The organism is Candidatus Binataceae bacterium, assembly GCA_035650475.1.
GTDB lineage: Bacteria > Desulfobacterota > Binatia > Binatales > Binataceae > JAKAVN01.
The window spans coordinates 148,512-163,181 of the sequence record DASRHP010000004.1 but is presented as its reverse complement, the minus strand read 5'-3'; the positions used below and the strand labels follow the sequence as shown (position 1 = coordinate 163,181).

General features: G+C 64.9%; 16 protein-coding genes. All 16 read right to left on the bottom strand.

From position 1 onward, the window contains the following. Positions 1-4: 4 nt before the first annotated feature. The 16 genes from VFB33_01675 to VFB33_01600 all read right to left on the bottom strand — a co-directional run bounded on the left by VFB33_01675 (position 5) and on the right by VFB33_01600 (position 14,408). Entirely contained in the window at positions 5-1,015 is a 1,011-nt protein-coding gene (locus tag VFB33_01675; protein HZO80375.1) for a DUF1646 family protein, read from the bottom strand. Between the two features lie 18 nt (positions 1,016-1,033). Then, on the bottom strand, positions 1,034-1,372 hold the full coding sequence (locus VFB33_01670; protein HZO80374.1) for a P-II family nitrogen regulator: 339 nt from the start codon (positions 1,370-1,372) through the stop codon (positions 1,034-1,036). A gap of 167 nt (positions 1,373-1,539) precedes the next feature. Then, positions 1,540-1,995, bottom strand: a complete 456-nt coding sequence (locus VFB33_01665) for a tetratricopeptide repeat protein (protein HZO80373.1) — start codon at positions 1,993-1,995, stop codon at positions 1,540-1,542. Between the two features lie 166 nt (positions 1,996-2,161). Further along, positions 2,162-3,856, bottom strand: a complete 1,695-nt coding sequence (locus VFB33_01660; protein ID HZO80372.1) for an ammonium transporter — start codon at positions 3,854-3,856, stop codon at positions 2,162-2,164. A 30-nt stretch (positions 3,857-3,886) separates the two neighbouring features. Then, a complete protein-coding gene (locus VFB33_01655; protein HZO80371.1) occupies positions 3,887-4,066 on the bottom strand; it encodes a hypothetical protein in 180 nt (59 codons plus the stop codon). A gap of 602 nt (positions 4,067-4,668) precedes the next feature. Next, positions 4,669-5,307 carry a response regulator transcription factor gene (locus VFB33_01650; GenBank protein HZO80370.1) on the bottom strand — a complete coding sequence of 213 codons (639 nt, stop codon included), beginning with the start codon at positions 5,305-5,307 and terminating at the stop codon, positions 4,669-4,671. A gap of 2 nt (positions 5,308-5,309) precedes the next feature. Beyond that, on the bottom strand, positions 5,310-6,398 hold the full coding sequence (locus VFB33_01645; GenBank protein HZO80369.1) for a histidine kinase: 1,089 nt from the start codon (positions 6,396-6,398) through the stop codon (positions 5,310-5,312). Between the two features lie 178 nt (positions 6,399-6,576). Next, positions 6,577-7,878 (bottom strand): AmpG family muropeptide MFS transporter, encoded by a 1,302-nt coding sequence (locus VFB33_01640; GenBank protein ID HZO80368.1) that lies wholly within the window; start codon positions 7,876-7,878, stop codon positions 6,577-6,579. 108 nt (positions 7,879-7,986) lie between these two features. Then, entirely contained in the window at positions 7,987-9,534 is a 1,548-nt protein-coding gene (locus tag VFB33_01635; protein ID HZO80367.1) for a sigma 54-interacting transcriptional regulator, read from the bottom strand. A 73-nt stretch (positions 9,535-9,607) separates the two neighbouring features. After that, on the bottom strand, positions 9,608-10,111 hold the full coding sequence (locus VFB33_01630) for a ferritin-like domain-containing protein (protein HZO80366.1): 504 nt from the start codon (positions 10,109-10,111) through the stop codon (positions 9,608-9,610). 27 nt (positions 10,112-10,138) lie between these two features. Beyond that, positions 10,139-10,405, bottom strand: a complete 267-nt coding sequence (locus VFB33_01625) for a hypothetical protein (GenBank protein HZO80365.1) — start codon at positions 10,403-10,405, stop codon at positions 10,139-10,141. A gap of 4 nt (positions 10,406-10,409) precedes the next feature. Then, positions 10,410-11,057 carry a heme-copper oxidase subunit III gene (locus tag VFB33_01620; GenBank protein HZO80364.1) on the bottom strand — a complete coding sequence of 216 codons (648 nt, stop codon included), beginning with the start codon at positions 11,055-11,057 and terminating at the stop codon, positions 10,410-10,412. Continuing rightward, positions 11,045-11,341: a cytochrome C oxidase subunit IV family protein gene (locus VFB33_01615; protein ID HZO80363.1), complete on the bottom strand. Its 297-nt coding sequence runs from the start codon at positions 11,339-11,341 to the stop codon at positions 11,045-11,047. Before VFB33_01615 ends, VFB33_01620 begins: the two co-directional genes overlap by 13 nt. 15 nt (positions 11,342-11,356) lie before the next feature. Beyond that, entirely contained in the window at positions 11,357-11,962 is a 606-nt protein-coding gene (locus VFB33_01610; protein ID HZO80362.1) for a cytochrome c oxidase subunit 3, read from the bottom strand. A 17-nt stretch (positions 11,963-11,979) separates the two neighbouring features. Further along, a complete protein-coding gene (locus VFB33_01605; GenBank protein ID HZO80361.1) occupies positions 11,980-13,704 on the bottom strand; it encodes a cbb3-type cytochrome c oxidase subunit I in 1,725 nt (574 codons plus the stop codon). Then, positions 13,701-14,408, bottom strand: coding sequence for a cytochrome c oxidase subunit II (locus VFB33_01600; protein ID HZO80360.1), 708 nt, complete (start codon positions 14,406-14,408; stop codon positions 13,701-13,703). The genes VFB33_01605 and VFB33_01600 overlap by 4 nt, the downstream gene beginning before the upstream one ends. Between the last annotated feature and the right edge of the window lie 262 nt (positions 14,409-14,670).

Below are 14,670 nucleotides of genomic sequence, written 5' to 3'. Positions count from 1 at the left end.
CTCTTCAGCCTATCCAGCGGAGCGTGAGAAAACACAGGGCCATCAGCGGCAACCCGGCGAGGAGGCCGACCGCGGCCCATTCACGGCTGCCGATTCCCAACCGCCCTGCGGCGACGATGTTGGGGATATTTCCCGGTATCAGCATGCCACCGCTGATCAGCAGGCCCATGAGCACCGCGCGCTGCTGTGCCGCGCTGAGGCTCGGACCGATCTCGGCCGCGGTCAAGGTGGCGTTATCGACCAAGGCGGAGATGCTATTCAGCCAGAACAGCAGTTCGGCCGGAATCCGGCTGATATACACGTCTACTAGCGGCCGCAGTCCCCACGAAAGGCCCACCAGCCCCGCGACGAACATGTAGACCTTGCCCGCGCGGACGAAAACGTCGCGCCAACTCTGCTCGACCGGCCCGGCATGCAGGGAGCCGCCGCGCGCAACCGGCAGCAGCATGGCGATAGCAGCGACGATTGCGATGCCAGCGACGACCAGCGGGCCCAGCAGCCGCGCCAGATACCAGAAATCCTTTGCGACCGCCGCCGTCGCGATCGTGCCCAGCGGCTCGCCGATCGGAGTGAGCGCCGCGCCGAGCCCGATGGCGAAGCAGGCAAGCACCACGGTCGCAATCTCACTGCGCCGATCCAGCTTCATCAGCGCGATCGCCTCGACCAGGAATAGCGCGGCGACGACCGCCGTGATCACGCTCGCGAGCAAGCCAAGGGCGAGGATGAGGATGGAATAGACGGCACGCGGCGACGTCGTGCGCAGCAGATTCTCGAACCAGCGATCGAGCCGGGGCCGCGCCAGGCGCGCGAGCGTGCCGAAGCCCAGAACTGCAAGGCTCAGGGCAATCGGCTCGCGTGCGGCAGCCCGCAGCAGCGGCCATCCGAACTGGCCTCCAGCTACGGCCGCCAGCGCGCCAGCGCACAGGAAGAAGGCTTCGAGGTTGCGTTCGACGCTCTTGATCAGCACCGGACCGACGAGCGCGGCCGCCAGAATCGCGCCGAGAACGATTGCCATCAGGAACCATTCCGCCTTTCAAATCGCGGCGTCGCCGCGCTCGCTGGTCCGAATCCGGACCGTATCGCAAAGGTCGGTAACAAAGATCTTGCCGTCGCCGATCTTGCCGGTATGCGCGGCGCGTACGATCGCGCCGACCACCGGCTCGAGCTGATCGTCCGTGACCACGACCTCGATCTTGAGCTTGGGCAGAAAGTCCACGACGTACTCGGAGCCGCGGTACATCTCGGTGTGGCCCTTCTGTCGGCCGAATCCCTTGACTTCATAGAGCGTAAGGCCGGTCACGCCGGCGCGCTGCAACGCCGCTTTCACTGCATCGAGAGTGAACGGCTTAACGATCGCCTCGATCTTTTTCATAGCTGAAATGTCTCCGCGCTAATCCCCGGGCCTGCGCACGAGGAGGAGCCCTATGGCGGTTACTACGCCGAAGATCGCAGGAACAACCGGCGCATCGAGGATGCAGATTGCGACCGCGCCTGCGATCAACCCGGCACCCGCGGTCAACATCGCATAACGCCCGCGCGTCACCGTTTGCCTCTGCGCCGCCTGCCGAGCAGGCGTGAGAAGTCGGGGCGCCAAACCCGTTTGGCGCCGCGCCGGTCGTCGCTGGCCAGCAGTTCGCGCACCATCCTGCGCTCCTCGGCGGCGGTACTGAGATCCATCGCGAGCTGCAAATGTTCCCGCGCGCGGGTCGGAACGCCGATCCGCATATAGAGTTCGCCGAGCCGGTAGCGCGGGAAGAATCCCGTCGGATCGAGCTCAGCAGCGCGCTCGAGCGCCGCGGCCGCCTCGGGGATGCGCAGCAACCGCCCCAGTGCTATACCCAATGCGAGGTAAGCGGTCGGCGCTGCGGGATCGAGCTCGACCGCCTGCTCCAACACAGCGGCCGCCTCCGCGAAGCGATTGCGCTCGATTAGCTCGATCCCCCTGGCCAGCAAAAGCTGCGGATCACGAATAATCGGGGTCGATCGTTTGGCCACGGACAGGCCGCCTGCTTCGAGATGAGCTTCCACCTCAACCACCCGCCGATGGATACACCTACTTGTCGAAAATGCTCTTGCCCGGTTTGACGAACTGCCAGCCTGCGAATACCAGCAGCACCAGGATTCCAAAGATCAGTTGTCCGGCCATTTTCCGCTGCCTCCTTCAGTCCGCGGCAATTTCGATTGAACGCCCGGTGCCCGGTGTCACCAACTGGAACTCCGGGTAGCCTAGCGCGCCCATTTCGGGCAGATCGAGCCCTTCAAGTTCGCTCTGCGCGCTCACGCGCTGACCCACCACAACGTCCACCAGCAGGTTGAAGAGATACGAGAGGGTGAAAATGATCCCGACCAGAGTGGCGCAGCCGATCAGTTGGGCGACCAATTGACGCGGGTCGCCATAGAACAGCCCGGTCACGGAACCGTTGACGCCGTTCCAGCTGCCACCGAAATTGCTGGTGCCGTCAGCGAACAGACCTACCGAGAGCACTCCCCACAGGCCGCATGTGCCGTGGACCGAAATCGCGCCCACCGGATCGTCCACCTTCATTATGCGTTCGACGAACTCGACGCTGAGACAAACCAACAGCCCCGCCACGAATCCGATAATCGCCGCGCCTACCGTGTTGACGAACCCGCTGGGCGCCGTGATTGCGACCAGGCCGGCAAGCAGGCCGTTGGCCGACATCGAGGCGTCGGGTTTGCCGAAACGGATCCACATATAGAGGACGGCGCCGAACGAGCCCGTGCACCCCGCAAGCATCGTGTTGACGGCGATCGATCCGATACGCAGATTGCCCGCGCCCGAAGCGCCCAGCGTGCTGCCCGGATTGAAGCCGAACCAGCCGAAAGCGAGGATGAAGCAGCCGATTAACACCATGGTGATATCATGCCCCGGCATCGGGTTGGGCTTGCCGCTGCGGGTATACTTTCCAATACGTGGTCCGATGATCATCGATACCGCGAGCGCCGTCATACCGCCCACGGCGTGGACGACGCCGGAGCCGGCGAAATCGCAATAGCCGTGGCCGAGACCGTAGTTGACGCCGAGCTGCGACAGCCAGCCGCCGCCCCACGCCCAGTTGCCGAACAGGGGATAAGTGATGGCGCCGAGGAAAAAGGTCGAAACCGCAAAGGCGGCAAACTTCCAGCGCTCGGCGGCGGCACCGGTGACGATGGTGGTCGCGGTATCCATGAAAACCATCTGGAACAGGAACATCACCATGATCCCCACGTCGTAGGTCGAACCGCTGAGGAAAAAGCCCTTCTCGCCGAACAGGCCCCATGGTTTGCCGGCGAGGAAGTGGACCGTAAACTCACTGTTGAGCGGACTGAGTCCGCCGAGATTGGCAATCGGTGCGCATCCGCCCTGCTGGATGGCGAATCCCATAACCCAGTAGGCGAACAGTCCAAACCCATACACCATGAAATTCATCATCATGGTATGATTCGCGTTCTTGGCGCGGCACAAGCCGGTCTCGACCGCCGCAAATCCGGCCTGCATGAACATCACCAGATAGCCGGTAATCAAGGTCCACACGAAATTAATCGCGATCCGGTTCTGACCGACCATGTTAACGAGGTCGGACAGCGTCAGCCCTTTCTTCGGGTCGGACACCACGACGTCGTTGGCGCTTCCGGTCAGCGTGCCGCCCGGATCGCCCTTGGCAAGCGCGTCGGCGGTGGGGCCCGCGACGCTTTTCAAGTCGGCGTCGGTTATTGGTTTGGCCGGCGCGCTTGCAGCCGACGCGCTCGCCGAGGCCTGCGCAGAAGCCAGGCCGGGCGCCAACAATGCCGCAAGCCATACCGCGCACAGAAAGCTTGTGATTGCTCCGCGAAACTTCAGCACTCGTGTCAACATCGAACCTTCCTCGCCGTTTGGGCTGCGCGCTTATCCCTTCCAGATCGCGTTCTTCAGATACGCTCCGTTAAGGAGCCCGACCACGCCTACAAGGGCCACCAGAAAGCCGGCCAGCGCGACCGCGAGTTCACCCCCCGCCCCTGGCACCTTGACGCTCATCACCGCGATCAGCCATCCCAACATCGCCATGATCAGGCCCGCTATCTTCACCTTCGTCTCCTCCATTTGATGTGGACAAGGCCCGCTCAAACACGCCGCGCTTTAGCCAGCTCGCCCGCCGTCAATGCGGCCGAGGTCTGAGGCGACTGACTGACGCCTCCGTGCTCGAGAGGCTTGATTCGGTAGAACCCTACGGCCGAAGCGATCAGGCAGATCATGCCGATCGCACTGAAGAGCGGCCCTAGATAAACGAGGCCTGCGGGCAGAAAAGTAAACCCCACCAGGAACAGAAACAGAGACCAACCTTGCGCACTGTTTGCACCCATCACATAGCTCCGGCGTTGTCCTGGAAGCTGCAATCAGCTTCGATACACGTTGATCAGTCAGCGACCATCGCGCCATGAGCAATCGGAGTGCCACGGACGATGCAGAGGTGAACTACAACTTAAGATGGATATATCATCACACTATCAAGGCTGCGCTAATCAATCGCTGGTATGATAACGGCCGCGCAGGCGCGGCTTTCCAGCGTCCAGATATGACGCCGGTCCCGGCATCGATGCTTTGCGAGCGAGCATATGCCCGGAGGTTTGGCAGCAGGAGAGCAGGGTTGAAAGACCAGCGATGACCGAATATCTGAAACGGTGGATGAGTCACCGCCGGGGGCCGCGGACCCCGATCAATCCCGCACGCAGTGCGTAGTGAGCGAGCGCAACCCGGTCACGCAACGCGAGCTTCTGAAAAACATTGTTGAGATGGGTCTTGACCGTGCTTTCGGCGAGCGAGAGTTGGCGGGCAACCTCCGCGTTGCGCATTCCGCCGGCCACCAGCTTAACGATCTCGGTTTCGCGCATCGTCAGCCGCTCCTTGGGCGCATCCGCCCATTGCGCCGCAACCTCGGTTTGCAGGGCGGGCGGCATCCAAACCTGGCCCTGCGCCACGGCATAAATAGCCTCGACGAGGGTTTCGATAGCGAAGCGCTTCTGCACGATCGCTCTGGCGCCCGCACGCAGTGCGGCGAGGGCGTCTTCGAGCTTTTCGCTGGCGGTCAGGACGAGCACGCTGACCCTTTGCGCGAGGGCCGGAATATCGTCGAGCAACCAGCGGTCCATTTGCAGGTCGAGCAGCAAAATATCGCAGGGCGTCGCCCCGAGCGCCGGCACTAGTTCGTCCGCCCGCTCGACCTGGACGACCACCGCGAGGCCAGGCTCCAGCGACAGCAGGGACTTCAACCCTGCGCGAAAGAGGGCGTGGTCATCCGCAATTGCCAGGCGAAGCGCGGGCGGGCTCATAGCTAGTCGGGCGGCGGGTCTGCGGGCAATTGGATTTCGAGCTGGACGCCGGCCCCAAACGCGCCGGCAATCCTGAGTTCTCCGCCATATTGGGCGACGCGCGAGGCAATTGTCCACGGCGGTGCAGTGGCTTCCACAAACCCGACGCCATCATCGCTGACGGTAAGCTGGATAGCGCCGCCCAAGCGGCGCGCCTCGATTTTCACCAGTTTGCCCTTGCTGTGCCGCCACGCGTTGCGCATCCCCTCGAGCGCAATCTGGAGTATCTGTTCCGCGATCAGCCCGCCCGCCGAGAATTCCAGTTTCACATCAAAGCGCGCATTGGTGAAATCGCTCTGAGTGCCAACCGCCGGCCCGTCGCTTTCGACCAGCGAACGCAGGTACGAACGGATGGCATCATATTCGCGGGCGACGCCGACCTGGAGCTCTGCCATTTCACCAAGGGCGCGTTGCGCCTCGTGCCGGCGCAACAGTTCGCCACAGGCCTTGAGCCGCAGGCTGAGCGCGGCGAGGCTCTGGATATAACCGTCATGCAGCGAACGAGCGATCTGCAGCCGCTCGGCCCTGGATTCAACCTCACGAAGCCGCGCCTCGAACGAGGCGCGCTGCTGACCGAAGAAGCAGATGAGATAGCCTGCGATCGCCAGGTACACGCTCCTCATCATGTAGAGATTGGTCACTCCGTCCATGAGGCCGATCACGATGAGGTACAACATGACGCTGGCAATAGTTACTACCACAGTGGCGCGAAACCCGCTCCGGAAACCCGCGGCCACAATCGCAAAGACAAAGAAGACGTACGAAGGGCTCGTGGCCCCCTCGGTAGCCAGTGCGATCGCCGCGGCAAATGCGAGATCGAGAACGGTCGTGAGCCGCTTCAATTGCGTGGGAGTGGAGCGCGGGCCTTGGCCAAAATAATTCCCTAGGCTGAAGGCAAGATGCGCCAGCATGATCGCAAGCGGCGCGCCCGAGAGGCGAAAGATTCCACTGTCGCTGGGATCGATGTACAGCGTCGCGATCGCCAGCAGCGAAAGCACCAGCCGCGCGCGGGCGACTTGGCGATCAAGTTCTCCGAAGTCGGGACTCTTCATAGCCCACGAAATCGCGGTTGCCGCATAAATAGGCACTCGCCTACCGCGCGTGCATTAGTTTTGGGCATCGGGCAGGAATTTCCTGCCGTCATCGCGGCCGCCGGGCGGCCAACGCAAGAAGCGAGCCGCCATGTGCGGGCAGACGAGGCGGCGATCGCGCGGAATTCCGCGGGTGCCCCTAGCGCGCGGAGGCGGCCGAGGCGGATTCCAGCTCGCCCGCGGCGCCGCAGCGGGCAAGGTACACCAGCAGTACCAGCGCGGGCAGCGTCACCACCGTGCTGAGCAGAAAGAACGGCACCCATCCCAGACGCTGGGCCGCGACGCCGCCTGAGGCCGCGACCAGCGTGCGTCCGACGGCTGCGAGCGACGAAAGCAGCGCGTACTGGGTCGCGGTGTAGGCGGGCGAGCAGAGGTCGGAGAGATAGGCGATAAGCGCCGCACCCGCCATCGCGCCGGTCAGGTTCTCAGCCGCGACGCAGAGCGCCAGGTAGTCGAGGCGATGGCCGCCGACCGCCTGCAAAACATAGAACAGGTTGCCGGCCGACTGCAGCACCCCGCACAAGAGCAGCGCGCGCACCACGCCGAGCCGCGCCGTCACCGCCCCGCCCAGCAGCGCGCCGACCACGGTGGCGAGGAACCCAAACAGCTTGGACACCGCCGCGATTTGGTCGAGCGAAAAGCCCAGCGAAACGTACAGCGGCATCGCCATCACGCCCGCGGTTGCCTCGCCCAGCTTGTAGCCGAGGATGAAGAGTAGGATCAGCAGCCAGCGCGGGCGGCGCATGAAATCGGCGAACGGCCCGACGACGGCGCTCGATAGCCATTCGCGCACGGCCTCGCGGCCGCGGGCGCGCGTGACGCGCACGGCGCCGATCGACGGCGCGGGCTCGGGGCCGAGCAGGAAGACGAGCATCCCCACCCCCAACAGCACCGCCATCGTGGCGTAGGCGGCGAACCAGCCCACGCGCGCGGCGATAAACAGCGCACCCGCGCCGGAGACCAGCATCGCCACCCGGTAGCCGGCCTGGATCATTCCGGCGCCCGGGCCCTGCTGCTCCGGGGTCAGCAGTTCCACCCGGTAAGCGTCGATCACGATATCCTGGCTGGCCGAGAGAAACGCGACGAGCAGCGCGAGCGCACCCATCAGCGCTAGCCCGCCGCGCGGATCGCACCGGCCCAGGGCGAGCGTCGCCGCAATCAGCGCGATTTGAATCGTGACGCCCCATCCGCGCCGCCGTCCCAACGGCAGCGGCGGCGGCAGTCGGTCGATCAGCGGCGACCAGACGAACTTGAAGGCGTAGGGCGTGCCGACCAGCGCGAAGGCGCCAATCGCCGCGCGGCTGACCCCCGCGGTGGCGAGCCACGCCGACAGCGTGGAGAAGGTGAGCAGGAGCGGCAGTCCGCTAGCGAAACCGAGCGGCAGGATGAGCAGCACCGGCCGCTCGGTGTACTCCGCGAACCATCGCCGCCAGCCGCTCATGCCGCCGCTCCCCGCGCCCGCCGCTGCATGGGCGATTTTACACCGTTGGGGTCCGGACGCGCTCCCCGCGCAAACGGCCTGCTTTACGCGGCCCGGCGACGCGCCGGCTCAGGACGGCTTGCTCGGCGGGCGCTCTTCGGCGCTGCACGAACCGCGCCGCCAGACCAGCCCGTGACGGGCCATCCGCGCGTAGAGCATCTTGCGCGAGATCCCGAGCAGCTCGGCGGCGCGGCATTTGTTGCCACGCGCGTCGGCCAGCGCGCGCCGGATAAGCTCGCGCTCGGCGCCGGCCAGGCTCAGAGCCGAGCCCACGCGCGGCGCGGCGGCCGCTGACAGGCCGGCGGCGGCGGCGATCGCCTGCGGCAGGTCATCGAGCGCGATCGTGCCCGAACGGTTGAAGGTGAAGGCGGCCTCGATCGCATTGGCCAGCTCGCGCACGTTGCCCGGCCACGAGTAGCGCCGGCAGGCCTCCAGCGCCGCGGGGTCGATGGCGGTAATCGGCGTTTTGCGGTCGAGCTGCCGCCCGAAGAGCTGGATGAAGTGCTCGATGAGCAGCGGAATATCGTCAAGCCGCTCGCGCAGCGGGGGAACGTGAAGCACGTTGACGTGCAGCCGGTAGTAGAGGTCGCGCCGGATGCGCCCTTCCTCGACCGCCGCCTGGGGATCGCGATTGGTCGAGGCGACCAGCCGCGCATTGACCGGAATTTCGCGCGTCGCCCCGACCGGACGCACCGCGCGCTCCTGGAGCGCGCGCAACAGCTTGCCCTGGGTTTCGACGCTCATCTCGGTGATTTCGTCGAGAAAGAGCGTGCCGTTCTGCGCGGCGCGAAACAGTCCGGCGTAATCGGCAGTCGCCCCGCTGAAGGCGCCGCGCCGGTAACCGAACAGCTCGCTCTCAATAAGCTCGTGGGGAACGGCGGCGCAGTTGAGCGCGAGGAAGGGGCCGTGCGCGGCCGGCGAGCATTCGTGCAGCGCGCGCGCCACCAGTTCCTTGCCGGTGCCGGTTTCGCCGACTACCAGCACCGTGCCGCGGACCGCGCCGGCGGCCTCGATCCGCTCGTACAGCCGGCGCATCGCCGGGCTGGCCCCGACCAGGCCATGGAAGCGCGTCCGGCTGGCGGGCGGGATCTGCGCCGCCTCCTGTTCGAGCCCCTCGATGCGCGCGGCGGCCGCGGCAGTGCGCGAGCGAAAGTAGGCGTCCGCCAGGATCACGGTGCGGCAATGGCTTATCTTGTCGAACAGATGGTAGGTGGCGGGCGAGGCGCCGGGCGGAAAGACGCAGCTTGCGCTCTCCTCGAACAGATGCATCGAGACCACGACCTCGGAGAACGGTACCTCGCGCCCGATCAGAAGCTCACCGATCCGCCGCATCTCGGCGACGAAACCGTCGAAGTCCCTCGCGCACAGCGTGCCGACCGTCGCGGCGAGGTCCTCGCCGTAGATGCGGAAAAACTCTTCGCGCGAGAGCGCGCGCTTGTCGGCGAAATACAGCAGGTAGAGATCGTGCCAGCGCGCGAGCACCTCGCCGCGCTGCTCGCCGATCGCGGCGAGCAGCGGAATCAGCACCTCGAGATCGCTGTCCCAGAAAAGATCGAAATACTTCGGGGGTCCCGAGTCATGCCGCGCCGGCAGGCGAAGATCCGCGCTTGTGCTCATCCACCAGCATTCTAGTCAGTGTCGGCGGCGCCCAAAAGGGGGCGGCGGCAGCTCGCTTGCGCCACACCCTGCTTCAGGCCCCTGACACGGCGGCAAACGCGGCGTCTTCGGCTTCGAGAAAGCGCTCGATCCTTGGGGAGCAGTCGGGCGACGGCCTCGCCCGTGCGAGCCGCCGGGCGAACCATGCCAGGTGCGTTTTCTCGTCGGCGGCAATCGCCTCGCGCAGTTCGGCGGCCTCGCGATCGAGCCCCGGCAGACTCGCCGTGTAGCGCAGCAGCGCGCGCTGCTTGAGCGCGCAAGCGGCCGCGAGCGTGTCGCCACTGTCCTTGCCAATCGCAAGCGGGCGCAGGGTCATTGGCTGACGCGCGGGGAACGATAATGTCGCGCGCAACTCGGCAAGCCTGCGCTCGAGCATCCAGAGATGTCGCGCTTCGTCAGCGGCCTGGCGCGCCAGTTCGATCTGCGCGTCGGTGTCGGAAAGCTTGCGCATCAAGGCGAACACCAGCCGCAGCCCTTGGATTTCGGCCTCCCGATGCAATCCGAGCAATGCGTAGTGCGCATGCAGAGAGTCCAACACCGCCCACCTCCGCCGCGAGCGCCGCGATCAGGCTTCGTTGACGCCGCTGCGGGCCGCGCCAATCTCGCGCGCCGCAGCGCGGCGGCTCGCACGCGAAATCCAGAGCGCGAACCCGCCGACCAGCAGTAGCGGCAGTAACAACAGCGCAATCGTGGCCGTGTAATACGCGGACAGCACTTGCGGGTCGCTCGCTCCGTAACACACCGGACACGCCGCCGCCACCGCCGGCAGGAGGACGCCCGCCGCTCCTGCGACAAACCCGCCGACGGGGGCGAGCGACCGCACTTCGCGCATCGCGCTAGCCGAGGTAGACGACCACATAGATGACGCCCCAGAGCGCGACGACGAAGCACCAATACATCGACAACGCGGCGACGCCGCCGTGAGATGTGCGCGAGTAGCGGCCAGCGCGCGCCAGCCCGAGCACGGCGGCCAGCGCGGTCACGGCCGCCGCCACATGGAGCGCGTGCAAACCGACAAGCGTGTAGAAGACTCCGCCATAGACGCTCGAGCCTGCAGTGAGCCCGTAGCGGATCAGCCGCATCCATTCGGAGCCCTGCACTGCGAGAAACGTCAGGCCGAGGGCGAGGGTCGCAACCAGTGCGCTCGTCAGTCCTTGCGAATCGCCGCGCCGGACCGCGCGCAGCGCACGCAGCACCGTCCAGGCGCTGACAAACAGCACTGCGGTATTGAGTGTCGTCACCAGCAGCGGAAGCCGAGGCTGGCCCGGCGGCGGCCAGAACGGATTCCCCGCCCGCAGGATGATGAAACCGCTGAGCAGCCCTCCAAACAGCATGATCTCGGAGCCGATGAAGATGGCCACCGCGAGCACGCTGCTTGCGATTCCGGTGGCGTTGCCCGGCGAATCGGGGCCGGCGCCCAGGCCGGGAGCGCCCAGGCGTCCGGGGCTGGAGTGCAGGGCCGGAATTTCGCTCACCGCTTCCATGCGATATCCGGCAGCAAGGCAATCGCCATCACGATGAACAGCAAAACCGGAAAGAGCGCGATGACGTAGAGGAGCGGATGTTCGGCCTTCAGATGCATGTAATTGCGCACGACCAGCACGGCCTTGATCAGAGCGGCTCCGAACACCAGCGCGAGCGCGACGATTTTGGGAATCGGCAGGACGAAAACCACCAGTCCGGCGGCGAGCAGCGCGAGCAGCCACTCCCAGATATGAAGGTCGAGCGTGCGGACGGCGGCTGGACTGTCATGCATCGATTCGATCATCTGTTCCACGCATCCTCAGCTGAGATAGACGAGCGGAAAGAGGAATATCCATACGACATCAACGAAATGCCAGTAGAGGCCGGCGTATTCAATACGCCGCTGAATCATCGGCCACAACGAGCTTCGGCGCGCGGCTATCCACAGGAAAAAATTAACCACGATGCCGGCCAGGACGTGGACCGAATGAAGGCCGGTCAGCGTGTAGTAGAATGCCCAGAACAGGCCGGACCACGGAGTCAAGCCTTTTGCTGCTTCCAATGAGTATTCATGGGCCTTCACGCCAAGGAACGTGAGTCCCAGCAATACCGTCAGCAACAGGCAGATGCGCAGCCGCGCGGCGTCGTCGGCCTTGGCGGCCGTGCATGCCATCGCCATCGTATAGCTGCTCGTCAGCAGAACCAGAGTGTTGAAGGCGCCGATCTGCCAATGCACGTGCGCGGCCTCGGCGTCCCATCCGCCGTGCGCGAGGCGAAACAGGACGAAACAGGCGATCAGTCCGCCGAAGACCATTATTTCCGAGGCAAGGAACCACCAGATCGCGATTCGGCCGACGGGAATCGCCTGGATCGAATCGTCAATCGCCAGCGCGGCCTCGACCTGGTGTGCAGGTGCTGCTTCCATCGTTCGATGCGCTCCGTTCAACTCGCCGCGCGGACAGTTGCAGCCTCGGCCGCTTCGTCCTGCGGCATCCAGTCGCGCCTGGCGCCGGGCGTGCTGTACTCATATGGCCAGCGGCGGACCTGGGGCGGCGCGGGGAAATTCTCGTGCGGCGGAGGCGAGTCGGTACTCCACTCCAGGGTGTTGGCGCGCCAGGGATTGCGCTGGGCCTGCTTGCCGTATTTGAGGCTCAGGAAGAAATTGGCAACGAATGCCGCCTGCGCTGCGATCAAGACGATCGCGGCGACGGTCGCGAATACTTGCAACGGCTGCAACGCGCTGAATAGCGGATAGCCGACCGGCATGAACACGCGGCGCGGCGTGCCGGCGACGCCGACCAGGAAGAGCGGGATGAAAACTGCCTGGAATCCGAAAAAGGTCAGCCAGAAATGCAGCTTGCCGAGCCGCTCATTCATCATTCGCCCGAACATCTTGGGGTACCAGTAATAGAGCCCCGCGAAACCGGCGAAGAACGTTACCGGAAACAACGTGTAGTGGAAATGCGCGACGACGAAATAGGTCCCGTGCAGATAGATATCGGTCGCCGCCGAGCCGAGAAAGATGCCGGTCACGCCGCCGAGCAGAAAGCTCGCCAGTCCGCCGAGCGCGAACAGCATCGGCGTCTCGAACGTCATCGAACCACCCCACAGCGTCGCGATCATCGCGAACACCATGATCGCGAAGGGCACCGAAATCAGAATCGTCGTGACGCTGAAGGGCGTGGCCAGCCGCGGGTCCATCCCGCTCACGAACATGTGATGCGCCCATACGATGAGGCTGAGCGCCGTCGCGGTCAGCGCGCAGTAGATCAGCGCGCGGTAGGCGAACACCGGTTTGCGCGAGAACACCGGCAGGATCTCCAGCATGATCCCGAATCCGGGCAGCGCCACCACGTAAACTTCCGGATGGCCGAAGAACCAGAACAGGTGCTCCCAGAGCAGCGGGTCGCCGCCCTTGGCCGGCAGGTAGAAGCCGGTGCCGAGCACGCGATCGAGCAGGAGCATGACCGCGCCGCCGATCAGCGGCCCGACCGAGAGCAGGAACAACGCGCTCGCAGTGATCTCGTACCAGACCAGCAGCGGCATCCGCCACAGGCTCATCCCTGGCGCGCGCACGTTGAGCGCGGTGGTGAGAAAATTGACGCCGCCCATCAGGAAGGAGGCGAACTCCAGGGCGAGCGCCACGATCCACATATCCTGGCCCAGCACCGCGGTGGTGTACGCGGGATTGGCCGACAGCGGCGCGTAGGAGGTCCAGCCAGCGGCCGCAGCGCCGCCCGGCACGAACAGGCTCGCCAACAGGACCAGCCCGCCGGTAAAGAAGGTCCATACTGAGAGCATATTGAGGCGCGGGAACGCCATGTCAGCCGCGCCGACCATCAGCGGGATGCAAAAGTTGCCGAAAGCGCCGAGCAGCAGCGGCATCGCCACGAAGAACACCATGATGGTGCCGTGCATCGTCACAAGGCTGTTGTACGCGTCGGGCGAGATCGCGCCGACCCCGGGGATCCGGGTCAACGGCCAGGCGAGCTGCCAGCGGATTGCATAGGCGGTGTAGGCGCCGACCAGCGCCATGAACAGGCTGATCCCGAGATACTGCTTCGCGATCGTCTTGTGATCGATCGAGAATACATACTTGCGCCAGAAGCCGAGCGCCTCGCCGTGCCCGGCGTAACCGGTCTCCTTTAGCGCCGCCGCCTGACTCATTTTTTCACCTCGCCCGCCTCGCCGCCCGCCCTGGCCTGCGCCGACGGCCAATGCTGCTGCTGCCATTTGGCATAGTCTGCCGCGCTCAAGACGATCAGCGTGCCCTGCATCTTGTAATGGTCGAAACCGCACAGCTCAGTGCATTCGATCTCGTAGCTGCCGGGCGTGGTCGCCTTGAACCATGCCGCGATCGTGCGGCCGGGGACGATGTCCTGGCGCAGGCGCATGTTGGGCACCGCGAAGCTGTGGATCACGTCCATCGAGCGCATGTTGAGCCGCACCACCTGGCCCACCGGAACGTAGAGCTTGCCCAGCGACCAGTAGTCATGCCCGGCGTCGAATTTTCCGTCGGGGCCGGGATAGGTGAAGATCCACGCGAAGCGCTCGGCAGTGACGCGAACGTTGAGCGTGGCCGCCGGCGAATCGAGCTTGATCTCGTCCCAGGCGCGGCCCGCCGCGATGTCAATTCCAAAATCGAGCAGCACCACGATGAGCCCGGGGATTAACACCCAGGCGGCCTGCCTCAGGGTGTCGCCGCGCACATAGGCGGCCGGACGCCCGGTCCGCCGCCGGTAGCGCACCGCGAAATAAAGGATCAGGGCTTCGGCTGCGATGAACCATGCGCCGACGATGTAGAGGATCAAGCTAAAGACGTGATCGACGTCGGGGCCAAAACTTGAAACGTCCTGCGGAAGCCAACCCATCATATTCGGTTAACGCGCACCGGCCTCGTCAGAGGCGCAGACAGGCGCCCCGGACCGCGTTTTGTGAACGACGCCATCCATTCGACTCGCAGCAAAGCTCAGATTTGTTGAGCCAAGATCGTGCCGACATCCGCGGTTATGCGTGACATAAGCTGGACGCCCGCTTGAGTTGCACCCGGCCGAAGAATAATCCGCACGTCGTCGGCATTTTTTTCGCCGGCGTGCGAATCTGATTCAGGCGGAGCGGGTCGACGTCGCGTAA

What these genes read in the sequence shown, in the direction of transcription:
- VFB33_01610 (HZO80362.1), bottom strand. Translation starts at nt 11,962, where the DNA reads ATGGAAGCAGCACCTGCACACCAGGTCGAGGCCGCGCTGGCGATTGAC.
- VFB33_01620 (HZO80364.1), bottom strand. Translation starts at nt 11,057, where the DNA reads ATGGAAGCGGTGAGCGAAATTCCGGCCCTGCACTCCAGCCCCGGACGC.
- VFB33_01615 (HZO80363.1), bottom strand. Translation starts at nt 11,341, where the DNA reads ATGATCGAATCGATGCATGACAGTCCAGCCGCCGTCCGCACGCTCGAC.
- VFB33_01660 (HZO80372.1), bottom strand. Translation starts at nt 3,856, where the DNA reads ATGTTGACACGAGTGCTGAAGTTTCGCGGAGCAATCACAAGCTTTCTG.
- VFB33_01640 (HZO80368.1), bottom strand. Translation starts at nt 7,878, where the DNA reads ATGAGCGGCTGGCGGCGATGGTTCGCGGAGTACACCGAGCGGCCGGTG.
- VFB33_01605 (HZO80361.1), bottom strand. Translation starts at nt 13,704, where the DNA reads ATGAGTCAGGCGGCGGCGCTAAAGGAGACCGGTTACGCCGGGCACGGC.
- VFB33_01600 (HZO80360.1), bottom strand. Translation starts at nt 14,408, where the DNA reads ATGGGTTGGCTTCCGCAGGACGTTTCAAGTTTTGGCCCCGACGTCGAT.
- VFB33_01670 (HZO80374.1), bottom strand. Translation starts at nt 1,372, where the DNA reads ATGAAAAAGATCGAGGCGATCGTTAAGCCGTTCACTCTCGATGCAGTG.
- VFB33_01675 (HZO80375.1), bottom strand. Translation starts at nt 1,015, where the DNA reads ATGGCAATCGTTCTCGGCGCGATTCTGGCGGCCGCGCTCGTCGGTCCG.
- VFB33_01625 (HZO80365.1), bottom strand. Translation starts at nt 10,405, where the DNA reads ATGCGCGAAGTGCGGTCGCTCGCCCCCGTCGGCGGGTTTGTCGCAGGA.
- VFB33_01635 (HZO80367.1), bottom strand. Translation starts at nt 9,534, where the DNA reads ATGAGCACAAGCGCGGATCTTCGCCTGCCGGCGCGGCATGACTCGGGA.
- VFB33_01645 (HZO80369.1), bottom strand. Translation starts at nt 6,398, where the DNA reads ATGAAGAGTCCCGACTTCGGAGAACTTGATCGCCAAGTCGCCCGCGCG.
- VFB33_01650 (HZO80370.1), bottom strand. Translation starts at nt 5,307, where the DNA reads ATGAGCCCGCCCGCGCTTCGCCTGGCAATTGCGGATGACCACGCCCTC.